The sequence below is a fragment of the Thalassovita mangrovi genome (assembly GCF_009857745.1).
In the GTDB taxonomy this organism is placed as follows: Bacteria; Pseudomonadota; Alphaproteobacteria; order Rhodobacterales; family Rhodobacteraceae; genus Thalassobius; species Thalassobius mangrovi.
Genome location: NZ_WWEN01000006.1, coordinates 13,124 through 28,851, shown reverse-complemented (window position 1 = coordinate 28,851; position 15,728 = coordinate 13,124). Strand labels below are relative to the sequence as shown.

Annotated in this window: 15 protein-coding genes; 7 read left to right on the top strand and 8 right to left on the bottom strand. The window is 65.0% G+C overall.

Translation table 11 applies throughout. The features are described 5' to 3' along the window. Positions 1-42: 42 nt before the first annotated feature. Positions 43-1,698: an ArnT family glycosyltransferase gene (locus GR167_RS13980; RefSeq protein WP_160974336.1), complete on the bottom strand. Its 1,656-nt coding sequence runs from the start codon at positions 1,696-1,698 to the stop codon at positions 43-45. 221 nt (positions 1,699-1,919) lie between these two features. Here GR167_RS13980 and GR167_RS13975 point away from each other — a divergent pair, with 221 nt between their 5' ends. The 3 genes from GR167_RS13975 to GR167_RS13965 all read left to right on the top strand — a co-directional run bounded on the left by GR167_RS13975 (position 1,920) and on the right by GR167_RS13965 (position 5,857). Further along, on the top strand, positions 1,920-3,389 hold the full coding sequence (locus GR167_RS13975) for a UbiA family prenyltransferase (protein ID WP_160974335.1): 1,470 nt from the start codon (positions 1,920-1,922) through the stop codon (positions 3,387-3,389). Then, the gene (locus GR167_RS13970) at positions 3,386-3,754 is read left to right on the top strand and encodes an EamA family transporter (RefSeq protein WP_160974334.1); all 369 of its coding nucleotides are present in this window, start codon (positions 3,386-3,388) and stop codon (positions 3,752-3,754) included. Before GR167_RS13975 ends, GR167_RS13970 begins: the two co-directional genes overlap by 4 nt. 129 nt (positions 3,755-3,883) lie before the next feature. After that, on the top strand, positions 3,884-5,857 hold the full coding sequence (locus tag GR167_RS13965; RefSeq protein ID WP_160974333.1) for a calcium-binding protein: 1,974 nt from the start codon (positions 3,884-3,886) through the stop codon (positions 5,855-5,857). A 23-nt stretch (positions 5,858-5,880) separates the two neighbouring features. On the opposite strand, the gene GR167_RS13960 is transcribed toward GR167_RS13965, so the two are convergent. Then, complete coding sequence (locus GR167_RS13960; RefSeq protein WP_160974332.1) at positions 5,881-6,822, bottom strand: aminotransferase class IV; 942 nt, start codon at positions 6,820-6,822, stop codon at positions 5,881-5,883. A gap of 276 nt (positions 6,823-7,098) precedes the next feature. Between GR167_RS13960 and GR167_RS13955 the strand changes: the two genes are divergently transcribed. Both GR167_RS13955 and GR167_RS13950 read left to right on the top strand, forming a co-directional pair. Beyond that, positions 7,099-8,265 carry a M24 family metallopeptidase gene (locus tag GR167_RS13955; protein ID WP_160974331.1) on the top strand — a complete coding sequence of 389 codons (1,167 nt, stop codon included), beginning with the start codon at positions 7,099-7,101 and terminating at the stop codon, positions 8,263-8,265. Next, positions 8,262-9,020 carry a maleate cis-trans isomerase family protein gene (locus GR167_RS13950; RefSeq protein WP_160974330.1) on the top strand — a complete coding sequence of 253 codons (759 nt, stop codon included), beginning with the start codon at positions 8,262-8,264 and terminating at the stop codon, positions 9,018-9,020. Before GR167_RS13955 ends, GR167_RS13950 begins: the two co-directional genes overlap by 4 nt. Here GR167_RS13950 and GR167_RS13945 read toward each other — a convergent pair. From GR167_RS13945 to GR167_RS13925, 5 genes are all read right to left on the bottom strand, one after another. Then, entirely contained in the window at positions 9,006-9,305 is a 300-nt protein-coding gene (locus GR167_RS13945; protein ID WP_212769980.1) for a nitrile hydratase accessory protein, read from the bottom strand. The two genes, GR167_RS13950 and GR167_RS13945, sit on opposite strands and share 15 nt — an antisense overlap. After that, a complete protein-coding gene (gene nthB, locus GR167_RS13940) occupies positions 9,292-9,948 on the bottom strand; it encodes a nitrile hydratase subunit beta (protein WP_160974329.1) in 657 nt (218 codons plus the stop codon). The genes GR167_RS13945 and nthB overlap by 14 nt, the downstream gene beginning before the upstream one ends. Further along, the gene (nthA, locus tag GR167_RS13935; RefSeq protein ID WP_160974328.1) at positions 9,945-10,556 is read right to left on the bottom strand and encodes a nitrile hydratase subunit alpha; all 612 of its coding nucleotides are present in this window, start codon (positions 10,554-10,556) and stop codon (positions 9,945-9,947) included. The genes nthB and nthA overlap by 4 nt, the downstream gene beginning before the upstream one ends. A gap of 147 nt (positions 10,557-10,703) precedes the next feature. Continuing rightward, the gene (locus GR167_RS13930; protein WP_160974327.1) at positions 10,704-11,501 is read right to left on the bottom strand and encodes an SDR family NAD(P)-dependent oxidoreductase; all 798 of its coding nucleotides are present in this window, start codon (positions 11,499-11,501) and stop codon (positions 10,704-10,706) included. Between the two features lie 9 nt (positions 11,502-11,510). Then, positions 11,511-13,208: an FAD-dependent oxidoreductase gene (locus tag GR167_RS13925; RefSeq protein ID WP_160974326.1), complete on the bottom strand. Its 1,698-nt coding sequence runs from the start codon at positions 13,206-13,208 to the stop codon at positions 11,511-11,513. Positions 13,209-13,352: 144 nt separating this feature from the next. Between GR167_RS13925 and GR167_RS13920 the strand changes: the two genes are divergently transcribed. Beyond that, the gene (locus tag GR167_RS13920) at positions 13,353-14,270 is read left to right on the top strand and encodes a helix-turn-helix domain-containing protein (protein ID WP_160974325.1); all 918 of its coding nucleotides are present in this window, start codon (positions 13,353-13,355) and stop codon (positions 14,268-14,270) included. Between the two features lie 84 nt (positions 14,271-14,354). Further along, entirely contained in the window at positions 14,355-14,933 is a 579-nt protein-coding gene (locus tag GR167_RS13915; RefSeq protein WP_160974324.1) for an NIPSNAP family protein, read from the top strand. Here GR167_RS13915 and GR167_RS13910 read toward each other — a convergent pair. Further along, positions 14,911-15,711 (bottom strand): glucose 1-dehydrogenase, encoded by an 801-nt coding sequence (locus tag GR167_RS13910; protein ID WP_160974323.1) that lies wholly within the window; start codon positions 15,709-15,711, stop codon positions 14,911-14,913. The genes GR167_RS13915 and GR167_RS13910 overlap by 23 nt on opposite strands. Between the last annotated feature and the right edge of the window lie 17 nt (positions 15,712-15,728).

Genomic DNA, 15,728 nt, shown 5'->3' with positions numbered 1-15,728 from the left:
TAGACGGTTGATGGCCCCGAATGTGGGGGCGGCGTTGCGCCGCTATTGCTGTGCCGCGCAGTCGAACACCCGCACCTCGCGTTCCAGGAACAGCGGCTTGCTGGGTGGGAAACGCGGCCCCGCGGCGCAGGCCGATTCCAGCGTCTGGAAAAACTGCCGCCGAATCTGCGGTTCTGCCTCATGCGCGTAATAGTCAAAGTCGCGCACCACGAAGATGCTGAACCCGCGCGACAGCCAATAGTCGAGCTGCCATTCTTCGTGCTGCAGCGGCCAAGCATGGGCTTTGACCTCGTAGTCCTGGTCGTTTTCATCCACGCTTTCCAGCCCGAACATCACGCCCGGCATGTTGATGTAGTGAATCGCGTCGGGGGCGGATTGGCGGATCAGCCGTTCCTCGGCCATCTGCGGCAGCTCTACCCGGTATTTGCGCGCCAGCCGCGCGGTGCGTTGCAGTTCGATCTGCTGCGCGGCTTTTTCTTGCGGCAGGGTCAGCGGCATCGAGGTGACGATTTTCCGGTCGGCGAAATGATCGCGGATGTAATTGCCCACCGCCTGCTGGATCGTTTCGGCGCGGGCCTGTTTCAGCACCTCGCCGGTGCCCAGGACGGAAAAGGCCAGCGCCGCAGCCAGGATCACTCTGCCCGCGGCGCGGGGGATCGTTTGACTTGCCCGGCTCAGATCGGCCAACACCAGCCCGCCCAGCAGCAGGAAACCGGCGAAATTGGCGATCCACAGGTGTTCGGGCTGGCGCGGACCGGTCAGGATGGCGGTCGCCACCGTGCCGATCGCCAGCGACAGCCAGATCACCCAAAGCGCGCCTTTCTGCGGCAATCCGCATCCGGGCCGCAGCAAAAGCACCGGGGTCAGTAGCGTAATCGCCGCCATCACCGGGTTGAGCCCGAAAATCACCTCCGCCGCCCGTGCGGCCAGGACGGGCAGTCCGGCAAGCGGGCCGCCCTCACCGGGCTGCACCGACATCACCGCCTGTATCCGCTGGTAGTCGAGGAAATTGCCGAAATCGAGGATCAGGCCGATATTGAGCGCCGGCCACAGCACCGCGATCACCAGGATGGCGCGCAGCAGCGAGAGCACCGCGCCCTTCATGCCCTCGGCGCGGGCCAGCAGGACGAAAAGCCCGATGGCGAGGGGGAACAGCACGAAAATCGCGGATTGCTTGAAGCTGAGCGTCAGCGCCACGCAAAGCCCCAGAACGATATCCCATCGCAGCGGCCGGCCGGTTTGCAGACGCGCCAGCAGCGCCCAGAAACAGGCGATCATCCCGGTGGCCAGACCGGTATCGCCCTTGGCGATATGGGCCATGAAGACGGCCAGCGGAAACAGCAGCGCCAGCAGCGCGATCAGTGTGGCGCGCGCCAGGTCCAGCTGCAGCCGGCGCGCGATTAGGAAAAACAGCGGCGCCATCAGGGCGCTGATCGCGGCGGTGACCATGCGGGCGGTGATGTAAAACACGGTCGGGTCGTTGAAATACTGCGCCCGGAAATCCGCCGCGCCGTCCCACCAATCTCTCATCAGCCCGAAAACGAACAACGCGCCGAAGGCCACCGCGTTCAGGTAATTGAAGAAGGGAGGATAGAAAAGCTGACCCGGGATGATCTGCCCGGTCAGCACCTTGGCCGCCTCGTTGACCCGTTCGTCGCCGTGGAAATAGCCATAGTCGACGCCGATCAGCCGCAGCACAAATGCCGCAGTGAATAAAATAACGCACAATATGGCCGCAGTTTTGCCGAAACTATTCATCGAAATCGTGGTTAAAAAGTCGAGCGTTGCGTGGAATATACCTCATTGGGTAGCCTGCTAGGGCGTTGCGGGCAAAGAAAACTGTCGTTTTGAAACTGAATTTCTGGATTTCGGGTCTTTTTTGGCGATTAAATTGCAGGTGTTGGAAATAATGGGCCGCCATGCCGGATAGTGTTAATCCTCATTCCGAACGTGCCGATATTCCGCTTTTCGTGGATATGGACGGCACGCTGGTCCGCACCGATGTGGCGCAGGAATTGCTGGTGCGGGCGTTCAAATCGCCCGCCGCGCTGTGGGCGGTTGCGTCGGGGGGCGCGTCGACCGGCGTCAGCGGTATGAAGCGGGCGCTGTCCGATCACATGGAATTCCACGCCGACATCTTGCCCTATAACCCGGACGTTCTGGACTATGTGGAAAAGGCGCGCGGGGCCGGGCGGCGGGTGTTCCTGGCCACCGCCGCCGACAGCAAGGTCGCCCGCGCGGTGGCCGATCACACCGGGCTGTTCGACGACGTGATCGCCACCGAGCCAGGGCACAACATGAAAGGCGCCACCAAGCTGGCCGCGATCCGCGATGCGGCGGGGCCGGGCGGTTTCGAATACCTGGGCGATTCAAGCGCCGATCTGCCGATCTGGCACGAAGCGCGCCTGCGCGGCTTCGCCGCCATCCCTCCCGGTGCGCGCGATCTGGCGGCGGACGGGACGGCGACGCTGATGCCGGGCGATCCGGCGTCGTTCTGGCGGGCGCTTTTCCGGGCGATGCGGCCGCATCAATGGGTCAAGAACATCCTGGTCTTCGTGCCGCTGTTCTTTGCCCACATGTATTTCGACGCGCTCAGCGTAACCCGCGCGGCGCTGGCCTTCGTGGCGTTTTCGGCCTGCGCCTCGGCGGTGTACCTGATCAATGACATGCTCGATGTCGAGGCCGATCGCAGCCATGCCAGCAAATGCAAACGCCCCTTCGCGGCGGGCGAATTGACTCCGAAACCTGGTGTCGCGGCGGCGCTGATCCTGATGCTGGCGGGGCTGGCGGTCGGGTTCGGCACGGTCGGCTGGCAATTCGGGCTGGTGCTGCTGCTTTATCTCGGGCTGACGCAGGCCTATTCGCTGTGGCTGAAGGTCTATTCCACCATCGACGTGGTGGTGCTGTCGCTGCTCTACACCTTGCGGATCGTCGCCGGGGCGGCGGCGATCCAGGTGGTGCCCAGCCCGTGGATCTTGACCTTCTCGCTCTTCTTCTTCCTCAGCCTGGCCTACATGAAGCGCTATATCGAACTGAGCCGGGCCAAATCCGAGGGCCGCCTGCCGTCGCGCAATTACTATACCGGCGACGTGATCGTGGTGCAGATCTTCGGCATCGCCAACGCCGCCCTGTCGCTGATGACCATGGCCGAATATATCAGCAACGAACAGGCCCAGGGCCGCTACCAGTCGCCGGGCGTGCTATGGCTGATGCTGCCGGTGATGATGTTCTGGACCTATCGCAGCTGGATGTGGGCCAACCGCGATCAGATCGGCGACGATCCGGTGGTGTTCGCCATCAAGGACCGGATCAGCCGGTTCTGCGGGCTGATCCTCGTGGGGATCGTCCTTGCCGCATATGCTATCAACCTGGATTGGATGCTGCCATGAACCTGAGCAGTTTCGCCCTTGTCTTCACCAGCGTGACCCTTTCGGCGCTGGCGCAAACCGCGTTCAAACACGGGGTGATGCGGGTGCCGCTTGCCGACATCACCGGGATCTTGGCGAAAGTGCTGGGCCTGCTGATGTCGCCCTTCGTGCTGCTGGGGCTGACGCTTTATGGGTTCGGCGCGGTGCTTTGGCTGTTTGCCCTGCGCCAGCTCGACCTGTCGCTGGCCTACCCCTTCGTCGCCATGAGCTTCGTGATGATCGTGCTGTCGGGCATTTTCGTCTTCAACGAACCGGTCAACCCGTCACGGCTTGCCGGGATCGTGCTGATCGTTGCGGGGCTCGTGGTGATGGCGCGGGGCGGCTGACCGGGTCAGTTCCCGCGCGGCGCGCCGTTCGGTCCGGTTGGCGCTGCAGGGCCGGAATGTCGCGGGCGCGGATTTTGTGGCATGATCTGGGGTATTGAAGATCATTTGCTGCCAATTTGGAACAGACACATGTTTACCCAACGCCTGCAACTTTCGCTCACGGCGGACATCACGCTCAGTTCCGTCGTTGACAATGCGACAACCTACGTCGCCGAGATTTCCGCGCGTCCGGAGGGTGGGGCGGTTGTCTATTTCGATACTTATCCCGCCTTTGACTATTTTACCCCGCCGCCGGAAAGTGATTATCGCATCTATTTCTATGTGTTGGACGAAAACGGAATCCTCGAGAGCGTACTGTTCAGGGCCGATCCGGAAAGCGCGGATTGGCCGACTTCCCCCGATCTGGCGTTCCTGGAAAACGGATCGTTTCTGATCTCTTGGACGGAATCGGAGGGTGACGACAGCTGGGACAGGGTGCCGTCGTCCTTCCACGGGCGCATTTTCGACGCAGACGGCGCAGCTGCCGGTGACAGCTTTACCTTCGCGCTTCCGGCGGTCGTCCAGGCGTCTCTTGCTGAAAATCCCTTTGCGACGAGGATGAGCCTGCTGAACTGGGATGGCGAAAACCTTGCCGTGTTGTGGCGGCTGGAATCCGGCGCCTTCGCGATCCAGGCCTATGACCTGAACGGTGCGGAAATTGGCGATACCGTGGAATTCGAGGGCAGCGAGATCCTGAGCTACGCCCCGCTCGCACAGGGCGGAATGATCGTCGCCGTGCGCGCGCCGGACGACACCAGGCAGGTGTTGTTGCTGGACGCGCAGTGGCAGGCCAGCGTGATCGATCTGGCGGTCAATCCCGGCAGCTTCGTTCCCGAACTGGTGGCGCTGCAAGACGGGGGATTTGCCGTTTCATGGGCCGATGAGGATGTGATCTATCTCCAGCTCTACGGCGCAGACGGAACGGCCCGCAGCGACCTGATCGAGGTCGATCCGGGGGTCGAGGCAGAGCTGCGCAACCATGACCTGGTGGAGCTCGAGACCGGTGAAATCGTTGTGATCAGCGAATATTATTATGAGGACGAAAATTGGGGCATAGACCGCACCTATTGGGGCAGTGTCGTTTCCGGGGATGAGCCGGAAGCCGGCGTCGCGGTGCAGATCACCGAGCCTTATTCCTCCGGCTTCACCAGCGATGCCGACGGTCTGGATGGCGGTTCCTTGGCGTTCCTGCTGGTGGAGCGTGAAAGCTACGAAGACCATTACGGATCCAATTATCAATACGCCGCGTTCTACATGAGCCTGTTCGAAACCCAGGCCTATTATCACGGCACCGACGAGGCGGACAGTTTCACCGGCACGGAAGACGACGAATTCGTCTATGCCTTTGCCGGGGCGGACTGGCTCGACGGCGGGCTGGGCAACGATACCCTGCTGGGTGGCGACGGGGCCGACACGCTGATCGGCGAAGGCGGCGACGATGTGCTGAGCGCCGGTGACGGGGCCGACATTCTGATCGGCGGCGACGGCAACGACACCTTCGGCGGCGGCGACAGCGAAGCGGATCTGCACGATGTGGTCTATGGCGGCGGCGGCGATGACAGCGCCGATGGCGGCTATGGCAACGACCTGCTGCGCGGCGACGACGGCAACGATACGCTCAACGGCAGCTATGGCGCCGACACGGTGATCGGCGGCAGCGGCAACGACCTGCTGACCGCTCAGGCCTGGGGCGATGTGCTGTTCGGCGGCGACGGCGACGATTTCGTCAATGGCGGTTTCGGGCGCGACCGTCTGAACGGCGGGGCGGGGGCCGACACGTTCTTCGTCGACGGCCGCGATCTGGATGGTCACGCGGGCGACTGGGTGCAGGATTACAGCGCGGCCGATGGCGACCTGCTGCAATTCGGGTTGCAGGGCACTCTGCCCAGCCAGTTCCAGGTCAACTTCGTCGAAACGCCGGGCGCGGGCGTAGCCGGTGTCGAAGAGGCCTTCGTGATTTACCGGCCCACCGGGCATATCCTGTGGGCCCTGGTGGACGGGGCCGCACAGGAGGAAATCAATATCTACCTGAACGGGGAACAGGTCTACGACCTGCTGGCCTGACGCAGGCCGGCGCGGGGGGGGGCTCAGCCCCGCGCGGTGTGCTGTTCGATCACGTTCTGCGCCACCAGGTCCTTGTACAGCGCCCGGAGCCGCTGGGTCATCGGCCCCGCGCCGCCGCTGCCGATCGGTTTGCCGTCGATCTCGGCCACCGGGGTCTGCGCCCCGAAGGTGCCGGTCAGGAACGCCTCGTCGGCGCCATAGGCCTCGTAAAGCGAATAGTTCTTCTCATGGACCGGGATGCCGTTGGCGCGGCACAGGTCGATCACCTTCTGCCGTGTCACCCCGTTCATGCAGTAATCCCCGGTCGAGGTCCAAACCTCACCGCCGCGCACGATGAAGAAGTTGCAGGCATTGGTGGTGTTCACGAAGCCATGCGGGTCCAGCATCAGCCCCTCGTCGGCCCCCGCCTGTTCCGCCTGCAGGCAGGCGATGACGCAGTTCAGTTTCGAATGGCTGTTGAATTTCGGGTCCTGGCTATTGGGCAGACCGCGCACCTGCGGCACGGTGGCAAGGCGAATACCGCGATCCTGCAGGCTGGTCGCGGGTTTGGAATGTTCCACGATGGCGACCACGGTCGGCCCCCATTTCGACAGGGCGGGGTGCTGGAACGGTTTCGCCTTGCGCCCGCGGGTGATCATCAGCCGGCAATGGGCATCGGTGACCATGCCGTTCGCCGCCGCCGTGCGGTCGAGGAGGTCGCGGATGTCTTCGCGCCCCAGCCCGATGTCCAGCGACACCGCCTTGCAGGAATTGAACAGCCGATCCATGTGATCGTCGAAAAACGCCCATTCCCCGTCGTAAAGCCGCATGCCTTCCCACATCCCGTCGCCCAGCATGAAGCCGGAATCGTAGACCGACACCACCGCCTGGTCCTTGGGCACGATATCGCCGTTGACATAGATCTTGATGTCGTCGTTGCGCGGATCGGCTTCGGCGTCGTGGGTGGAATGGCTGTCTTGGGTCATCTGGGCCTCGGTTCGGTTGCAGGGCTTTGTTCGGCGCCACTTTCGGCAATCGCCGCGCAGGGTGCAAGATGCGCGGTGATCGGGCGGAGCCGGGACCGGGCAGGGACCGGCGACGGCGCCTTGGGTGACAGGGCTTGCTTTGCGGGGGGCTTGTGGTCTTTGCTTGGGGAAACGGCGGCAAACGGGGGGATGCGATGCCAATCGGGTACGACAATCCAAATCCGGGACCGGGGAACGGCGCGGGTATGCCGGCGATCCTCAGCGAGGGGCCGGAAGATGGCTGAACGCTCGCTTGCCTTCCCCGCCGGCGAATACGCCCGGCGCATCGCGGCGTTGCAATCCGAAATGGCGCTGCACGGCTGCGATGCTTTGCTGCTGACCGCCCAGGCCGATATCTTCTATGCCACCGGTTTCCTGACCCGGTTCTGGGAAAGCCCGGCGCGGCCCTGGTTCGTGGTGGTGCCCGCCCATGGCGATCCCATCGCGGTGATCCCGTCCATCGGTCAGGACCTGATGGCGCGCAGCTGGATCAGCGATATCCGCACCTGGGACGCGCCCGATCCGATCGACGACGGGGTCGGGCTGCTGAGCGAGGTTCTGTGCGAAACGGTGCCGGGAACCGGCTGCATCGGCGTGCCGATGGGGTTGGAAACCAGCCTGCGGATGCCGCTGGGCGATTACGCCCGCGTCACAGGGCGGATCGCGCCGCGCCGGTTTATCGATGCCACCGAGGTCGTGCACAGGGTGCGCGAGGTCAAGTCCGAGGCCGAGATCGACCGCATTCGCACCATCTGCGCCATTGCCGACGCGGCCTTCGACAAGGTGCCGGATATCGTGCGCGAGGGCCCGGCGCTGGACCGGGTGTTCCGGCAATTCCAGATGGCGCTGCTGGCGGAAGGGGCCGATTGGGTCAGCTATACCGCAGGCGGGGCCGGGCAGGGCGGCTATGGCGACGTGATTTCTCCCGCCGCCCCGGTGGCGCTGCGCGAAGGCGATATCCTGATGCTGGATACCGGTGCGGTGAAGGATGGCTATTTCTGCGATTTCGACCGCAATTTCGCCATCGGCACGCCCAGCGACGACGCCCGCCACGGCCATGCGGTGCTGCACCACGCGACCGAGGCGGCGCTGGCGCAGCTGCGCCCCGGAATGCGGGCCTGCGACGCCCATCGCATCCTGTCCACCGCCATCGCGGGGCAGGGCGCGATCCCGGGCGGCGGGCGATTGGGCCACGGGCTAGGCGTGACGCTGACCGAATGGCCGTCCTTTACGACCAAGGATCTGAGCGTGCTGCGCGAGGGCATGGTGTTGACGCTGGAACCGGCGGTGGTTCTGGCGCCGGGGCGGATCATGGTGCATGAGGAAAACATCGTGCTGCGCGCGGACGGCCCCGAATTGCTGTCGCGTCGCGCCCCCGCCGAGCTGCCGGTGATCGCGCTATGACGGATTTCCCCTATGACCTGAGCGAGGCCGAGGGCCGTGCCGCCACGCTGGGCCTGATCGTGCTGCAGGTGGACGAAACGATAGAGCAGGATTTCCGCCGGTTGCTGCCGGGGCAGGAGGTGGCGCTCTACGTAACCCGCATCCCGTCGGGGGCAGACCTTACGCCGGACACCATCGCGCGGATGGAACACGACCTGCCGGATGCGGCGGCGCTGCTGCCGCCCGCCGCCCGGTTCGGCGCGGTGGGTTACGCCTGCACCTCGGGCACCACGCTGATCGGGGTGGACAGGGTGGAGGGGCTGGTCCGCCAGGGCTGCCGAACCGAACGGGTCTGCAATCCGCTCACCGCCACGCAGGCGGCGCTGCGCCATGTCGGCGCGCGCCGCATCGGGCTGGTGTCGCCCTATTCGGCGACAATCGCGGCGGATATGCGAAAGGCGTTCGAGGCGGCGGGGGTCGAGGTGCCCCGGGCGATCAGCTTTGGCGAAGAGGTCGAGGCAAACGTCGCCCGCATCGACCCGCTGTCCATCGCTGCCGCCGCCCGCGCGGTCGCTGACGGGGGTGGGATCGACGCGGTGTTCCTGTCCTGCACCAACCTGCGCACGCTGGGCATCATCGAGGGGCTTGAGGACGAACTGGGCCTGCCGGTGATCAGCAGCAACCTGGCGCTGGCCTGGCACATGGCAACGCTCGCGGGGGCGGGCGGGGCCCTCAGCGGCGGCTACCGGCTGTTGCAGGGATCAGGGCGCGGCTGACAGCAGGATCGGCATCCCGTGCGGCGTGGCGCGCGCGGCGGCCTGCCAGCGCTCGGTCAGGGCCTGCACCTCGTCTGCTCTGGCGATGCCGGCGGTTTCCAGCATCTCGACCAGCGCCTCGAACCAGATGTTCCAATAGACATCCGCCTCCGCCCCCTGAACCCGGGGGCCGAACACGGCGGTCCATTCCGACCAGGTGAAATGCCCCGCCTCGTTCAGCGCGACGGTGAAGGCGAAAAGCTGTGCTTGCCAGGGTTCTTCGAAAGGGGCGTCAGGCGCGTTCAAGATAGGGCTCCCAGGCTTCGATGCTGACGGTGAGCGTCGGGTCGGCGTCTGCGCCGTACAGTTCCACGGCGTCGAACCGCACGGTGTAGAGCGGGCGGGGATCTTCGCCCTCGAAATGCCCGTTGCTGTCGGGATAGACATGGCAGCCATGGATCGCGGTGACGATGCCGCAATGGCTGCGCGCATATCCGGGCAGGCGGGTATGACCGGCGGGTTGATGGTTGCGGGTGCGGACACGATCGCCGACGGCGAAGACCGGATCGGGCCCGGGCCGGTCGGCGGGGCCGCCCTTGGCCAGAACGCCCGCGACGGACCCTGCGGGCAGGCGGCGGTCGGCGCGCCGGCCCGGGCGTTGCGCATGTCCCTCGCTCAGCTCGTCGCGGCTGATTTCGCCCGCCGCTTCCAGCAGGTTTTCCAGCGCGCGCAGCCAGATTTCGTAATAGCTGGCATTGTAATAGACCGCCGGGGGCAGGCTTTCGCGCGCATGGCGGGAAGCGTCGATATTCCAATAGCCCAGCGAGGCGGAGGCAAGGGTGACCCCGAGAACCCGCTTTTCCCAGTCCGCGTGGAACCGGGTGGTCTCGTCCTCGGGCTGCACCGCGCCGAAGCCGTGCCGCCCGCCGATATCCTGCGGGCCGTTCATGACGTTGCGGGGCGGTGTGGCTGGCCACAACCGATCATGCTGTCGCGGGTCACCAGGTCCGCCAGCGCAGCCGCATCCATCCCCTCGGTCCCCTCGGGGCGTTCGGGAATGACGAGGTAGCGGATTTCAGCGGTGGAATCCCAGACGTTGATGCGGGTGGTTTCGGGCAGGTCCACCCCGAATTCCGCGAGAACCGCGCGCGGGTCGCGCACGGCGCGCGACCGGTAGGCGGGCGCCTTGTACCAGGTGGGCGGCAGGCCCAGCACCGGCCACGGATAGCACGAACACAGGGTGCAGACGACGAGGTTGTGGTCCTCGGGCGTGTTGAACAGGGCCTGCATGTGTTCGCCCTGCCGCCCGACGAAACCCATCGAGGCAATGGCTTCGGTCGCGTCCCGCCGCAGCCAGTCGGCGAAATCGGGTTCGCTCCAGGCTCGGGCGACGACGGCGGCGCCGTTGCGCGGCCCGACCTTGTGTTCGTAGGTGTCGATGATGGTATCGACGGCGGCGGGATCGATCAGCCCCTTTTCGACAAGGATCGTTTCAAGCGCACGCGCCCGGGCGGTCATCTCGTCCAGTTCGTTGTCATGGTGCGGATGGTCGTGCATCTGTCTGATCCTCCCCAGGGCGCCGCTGCGGGGGACGCGCGCGGCGCGCCCCCTTTGCGTTCACTATGTCGGCCACACCCATGATGCGCAACGCATTTAGTTGGCCGTCGGTGAGCGCTGGTCTCTCCGGCCTGGGGATTGCCGGGGCTATCGCGCCTGGTAGCCGGGTCTGGGCACCGATCCCATCAGCGTCTGCGACAACCCGCCATCCACCACGATTTCCTGCCCGTTGACATAACCGGCGCGGGGGCTGGCCAGGAAAAGCGCGGCGTCGGCCATGTCTTCCGCGTGGCCAATCCGGCCCATGGGGACCAGCGCTTCGCGCGCCGCCTTGACCGTTTCGTCGGCATAGAACGCTTCCGATAGCGGCGTCAGCACAAGGCCCGGGCTTACGACATTCGAGCGAATTCCCTTCGGTCCCCATTCATAGGCAAGCTGCCGCGAAAGCATCGTCAGCCCCGCCTTGCCGGGGCTGTAGGCGCCCGAAAACGGCTGCGGCTGGCTGGCCGAGATCGAGGCGACATGCACCAGGCTGCCGGTCCCTTTCGCGGCAATCTGCCTGCCGAAGGCCTGCGCCGTCAGCAGACACCCGCTGAGATTGACCTGCAGCATCCTGTCCCAGTCCGCAAGCGGCAGGTCGGCAAGCGGGCCGGGGCGCAGGATGCCCGCATTGTTCACCAGGATGTCGGCGCCGCCCCACGTGTCCGCCACTGCTTGCGCCGCAAGTGCGACGCTGCTTTCGCTGCTGACATCGCAGCCCAATCCCATCGCCCGCGCGCCGCCGGGGTCGATCGCCGCCGCCGCGGCCTCGGCATTCTTCGCGGCGTAATCCAGCGACACCACCCGCGCGCCCGCGCCGTGAAAGGCCGCAAGGCAGGCCCGGCCGATCCCGCCCGAACCGCCGGTGACGACGACAACCTTGTCTTTCAGTCCAAGCCAGTCCATCGCGCGCCCTCAGTTCACGCCGGCCAGATGGCGGCCGGTGATATAGCCAAAGGTCATCGCGGGGCCGAGCGTGATGCCCGCACCGGGATAATTCCCGCCCATGATCGAGGCGCGGTCGTTGCCGACCGCGAACAGCCCCGGAATGGGATCGTCGTTTTCGTTCAGCACCTGGCCCTGCACCGTCGTCTGCAGCCCGTCGAAGGTGCCCAGGTCCCCCATGATCACCTTGAGCGCGTAGAACGGGCCTTGCTCGACCGGGCCGACGCAGGGGTTCGGCTGATGGTCGGGGTCGGCCAGATAGCGGTTGAACGCGGTCGCGCCGCGGTGAAATTCCGGGTCATCGCCCCTGCGTGCATGGGCATTGTATTCGGCAATCGTGGTCTCGAAGGACGCCGGATCAATCCCGCATTTCCGCGCCAGGTCGGCCAGGGTCCGGCCCGATTGCAGATAGCCATTGGCCAGGTATTTACGCAGCGGCACCGGTGCCGGTTTGGCGAAGCCAAGGCCATATTTGCGTATGGTAGGCCGGTCTGCGATCAGCCAGCAGGCGGTTTCCGTCTCGTCCTCGCAGGCGGCGATCAGCGCCGCGCCCACATCGTGATAGCTCGCGCTTTCGTTGGTGAAGCGCTTGCCGTTCTTCAGCACCGCGATGATGCCGGGTTTGTAGCGGTCCAGCAGATGCGGGAAGGCCTTGAACTTGCCGCCGCCCACCGGGACCTTTGACACCGGCATCCAGGCCGAGGTGCTGGGGAAATGCATGTCGAACTTGCCGCCCACGGCGACGCCAAGGTCGATCCCGTCGCCGGTATTTCCCTCGGGCACCGGCGAGAAATGTTCGCCGCCGCGGCGCAGGTGAGGATAGGCCGCCTTGATCTTCTCCAGGTCATGGGCAAATCCCCCGGCCGCCAGTACCACGCCCTTGCTGGCGGTGATGCGGGCGGTTGTCTGGCCGCTTCGAACCACCGCGCCGTGCACATTGCCGTTTTCGAACATCAGTTCGGTGGCGGGGGTGTCGGTGTAGATCGGGATGCCGAGGTCGAAACAGCTTTTCGCGAGGCGCGCGGCGAGCGCATTGCCCGAGGTGACCTTGGTGCCGCGGCCATAGCGGCTGACCTCGAGGAAATGGCCGACGAGCCTCTTGCCGACATAGGCAAAGGAGGTCAGCGATTTGGTGGCGTTGAAGAAGTGCTTGATGTCGGCATTGGACGAATTGAACATCATCCCCATGAAGGTGATGGTCGAAAGCGGCGGCCGCAGGCGCTTGATATCACCACGCAGTTCCGAGGTGTCGAACGGCGCCGCCAGCACCGAACGGCCCACATCGACGCCGCCGGGCATGTCGGGATGGTAATCGGGATAGAGGGTGGGGATGAATTTCACTGCGGTTTCCGCCTCGAAGAAATTCAGCATCTCCGGCCCGGCATCCAGAAACGCCTCGATCATTTCCGCCCGGTAGAAATTGCCGGTCTCGTGCTGCATGTATTCGATCGCATCTTCGCGGCTGTCTTCGCCGCCGCAGTGGCGGTTGCCGGGTATCCAGAGAACCCCGCCGGAAAAGGCGGTGGTGCCGCCGAAGACCGGTTCCTTTTCGACGATGACGACCTTGAGTCCGTGCTTGGCGGCGGTGATTGCCGTCGACATGCCGCCGGCACCCGATCCGATCACCAACACGTCACATGACAGGTTCCCTTGCACAGTATTCGACATTCGGCTTCCTCCCTTATGCGCCGTCCCGGCGCTGTTCTCCGGCGGCAAATCTGGCATTTTGCGGCGATGAACCGAATGGACGAAGCGCGCGTTTTATTGCACAATTCATTTGGGGCGTAAGACGGGTATCCGTGGGAGGGGCGCATGGCACAATCGAAGACGGCCGCAATTCCGCGTTATTATCTCTATGGAGATCAGGTCAACGATGTTGAACTGAACTTCCTTCATGTCGAGCCGATCCACGAACGCAGCGGCGCGCATGATTGGATTATTCGCGCGCATGCCCATCCGGATCATCTGCAAATCCTGTGGGTCGAACATGGCGGCGGCGAAATCCTGATCGAGGCGCAGAAATACGACATCCCCACCGGCAGCATCGTGATCGTTCCGGCGGCGATGGTGCATGAAATCCGCTTCAGTCCCAGCACCGACGGGATCGCGGTCACCGCCGCATCGGCCTATGCGGTGTCGGTGACCGAGGGCGACAAGCGGCTGATGGAGGCGCTGCTGACGCCACAGGTCTATCCGATTTCGGACACCGGCGTCAGCGTCGAGGCCGTCGCCGATGCTTTCGAGTGGATGAACCGGGAATATGTCTGGTCGGCCCCCGGGCGGCGCACCGTCATCAAGGCCCATTTCCTGCGCGTGCTGGTCGCGATCATGCGGTTGCGGAGCGTGCAGACCAGCGCGATGACCTCGGCCAGGGATCGCAATTACGATATCCTGATGCGCTACAAGGAACTGCTGGAACCCAATTTCCGGCAGCAAAAGGCGATGGATTATTACGCCGGGCAGATCGGGGTCAGCGCGCAGCGGCTGAACCAGGCCTGCAAGGCCCGGACCGGCAAGACCGCTTCGGAGTTGCTGCACGAACGGACGATCATCGAAGCCAAGCGCTGCCTCGTCTACATGGAAATGACGGTGGCCGAAATCGGCTATGAGCTGGGCTTTGACGACCCGGCCTATTTTTCGCGCTTCTTTTCCCAGCGGGTGGGGCAGCCGCCGGGCGCCTATCGGGACTGTCACGGGACCGGGGACGGGCAGGCCGCCGGCGCGGGCTAGGGATTTGTCCAAGGGATCGCGGGTTCTCTCCATTCCAATGTCCTGAGGCCGGGGGCAGTCTCGGGGCAGAAGAGGGAGGCAAGGATGCTCTACGAATTGAGGGTTTACGATCTGGTGCCGGGCAAGGGGCCGGATTATCTCGACCTGTTTCGCCGCAACGGGGTTCAGTATGTCACGCGGCATTTGCCGATGGCGGGCTATTGGCTGACCGATAGCGGCGCGCTGAACCGGCTGTATCACCTATGGATTTACGAGAGCCTTGAGGAACGCCTGGACTGCCGCGCCGGTCTGGCGGCGGATCGCGATTGGAACGAGGTCTTCGTTCCCGCCGGGTTCCCGCTGATCGTTGCGCAGGAAAACATGATCATGGCGCTGCGGGAGGGGTCCGATCTGCTCGATCAGGTCGTCGCGGCGCGCAAGACGGTGCATCCGGGGCAGGCGGCGGACACGCCGATGTTCGCCGCGCAGTACATGTCGCTGACCTTCGGCACGGCCCGGGCGGCGGGGGCGGAATTGGCGGGGCGCTGGCAGGTGGTGTCGGGCGCGGCGCCGGGGCAAACGGTCAGCCTGTACCGGCATGAACGCGACGATGCGATGGCAACCGCCGCCGGGGCGGAGCGGCACGAATTGTTGCGCCCGCTCAGCTGTTCCCCGCTGCGCTAGGATCGCCCGACGGCGTGCCTGCCGCGCCGAAGGCGGTCCAGCCGCCATCGACGCTCAGCACCGTGCCGGTGATGGCAGATGCCGCGGGTGAGGCCAGGAAATACACGGCTTCGGCAATTTCGCGCGGCTCCAGCATACGCGCGAGTGGCGTGCGCGCGATGATCGTGGCCGGGTCCAGAAGCCCGTCCGCGATCAGTTTTTCCACCAGCGCGGTGCGCACGTACCCCGGCGCGACCGCGTTCACCCGAATGCCAAGCGCCCCCCATTCGGCCCCCATCGACCGGGTCATCGCGATGATCCCCGCCTTGGCCGCGCCATAGGCGTTGCGGCGGGGCAGCCCGGTCAGCCCGGCGATCGAGGCGAAGTTGACGATGGCGCCGCCGCGACCGGCGGCCTGCATCGCCGCCGCCGCCATCCGCGACACCAGGAAGGTGCCGCCTAGATGCACGTCGATCACGTTGCGGAAATGATCGCCGCTCTGTTCCAGCGTCGGCGCGTTGGTGTCCCCGATCCCGGCGTTGTTGATCGCGATATCCAGCCGCCCCAGATGCGCCACCGCGGCGTCGATTGCCGCTTGGGCCGCGGTTTCATCGGTGACGTTGCAGGCCAGGCCCAGATGGTCCGGTCCCAGCTCCCGCGCCCGCTCCGCGGCAAGTTCCCCATCCAGATCGGCGATCGCGACGCGGTGGCCGCGCTCTGCGAACAGCCGGGCGGTTTCCAGCCCGATGCCCTGGGCCGCGCCGGTGATCAGGGCCGTTTTTCTGTCGTCTTGCGTCATCTCGGGGCACCTTTCCC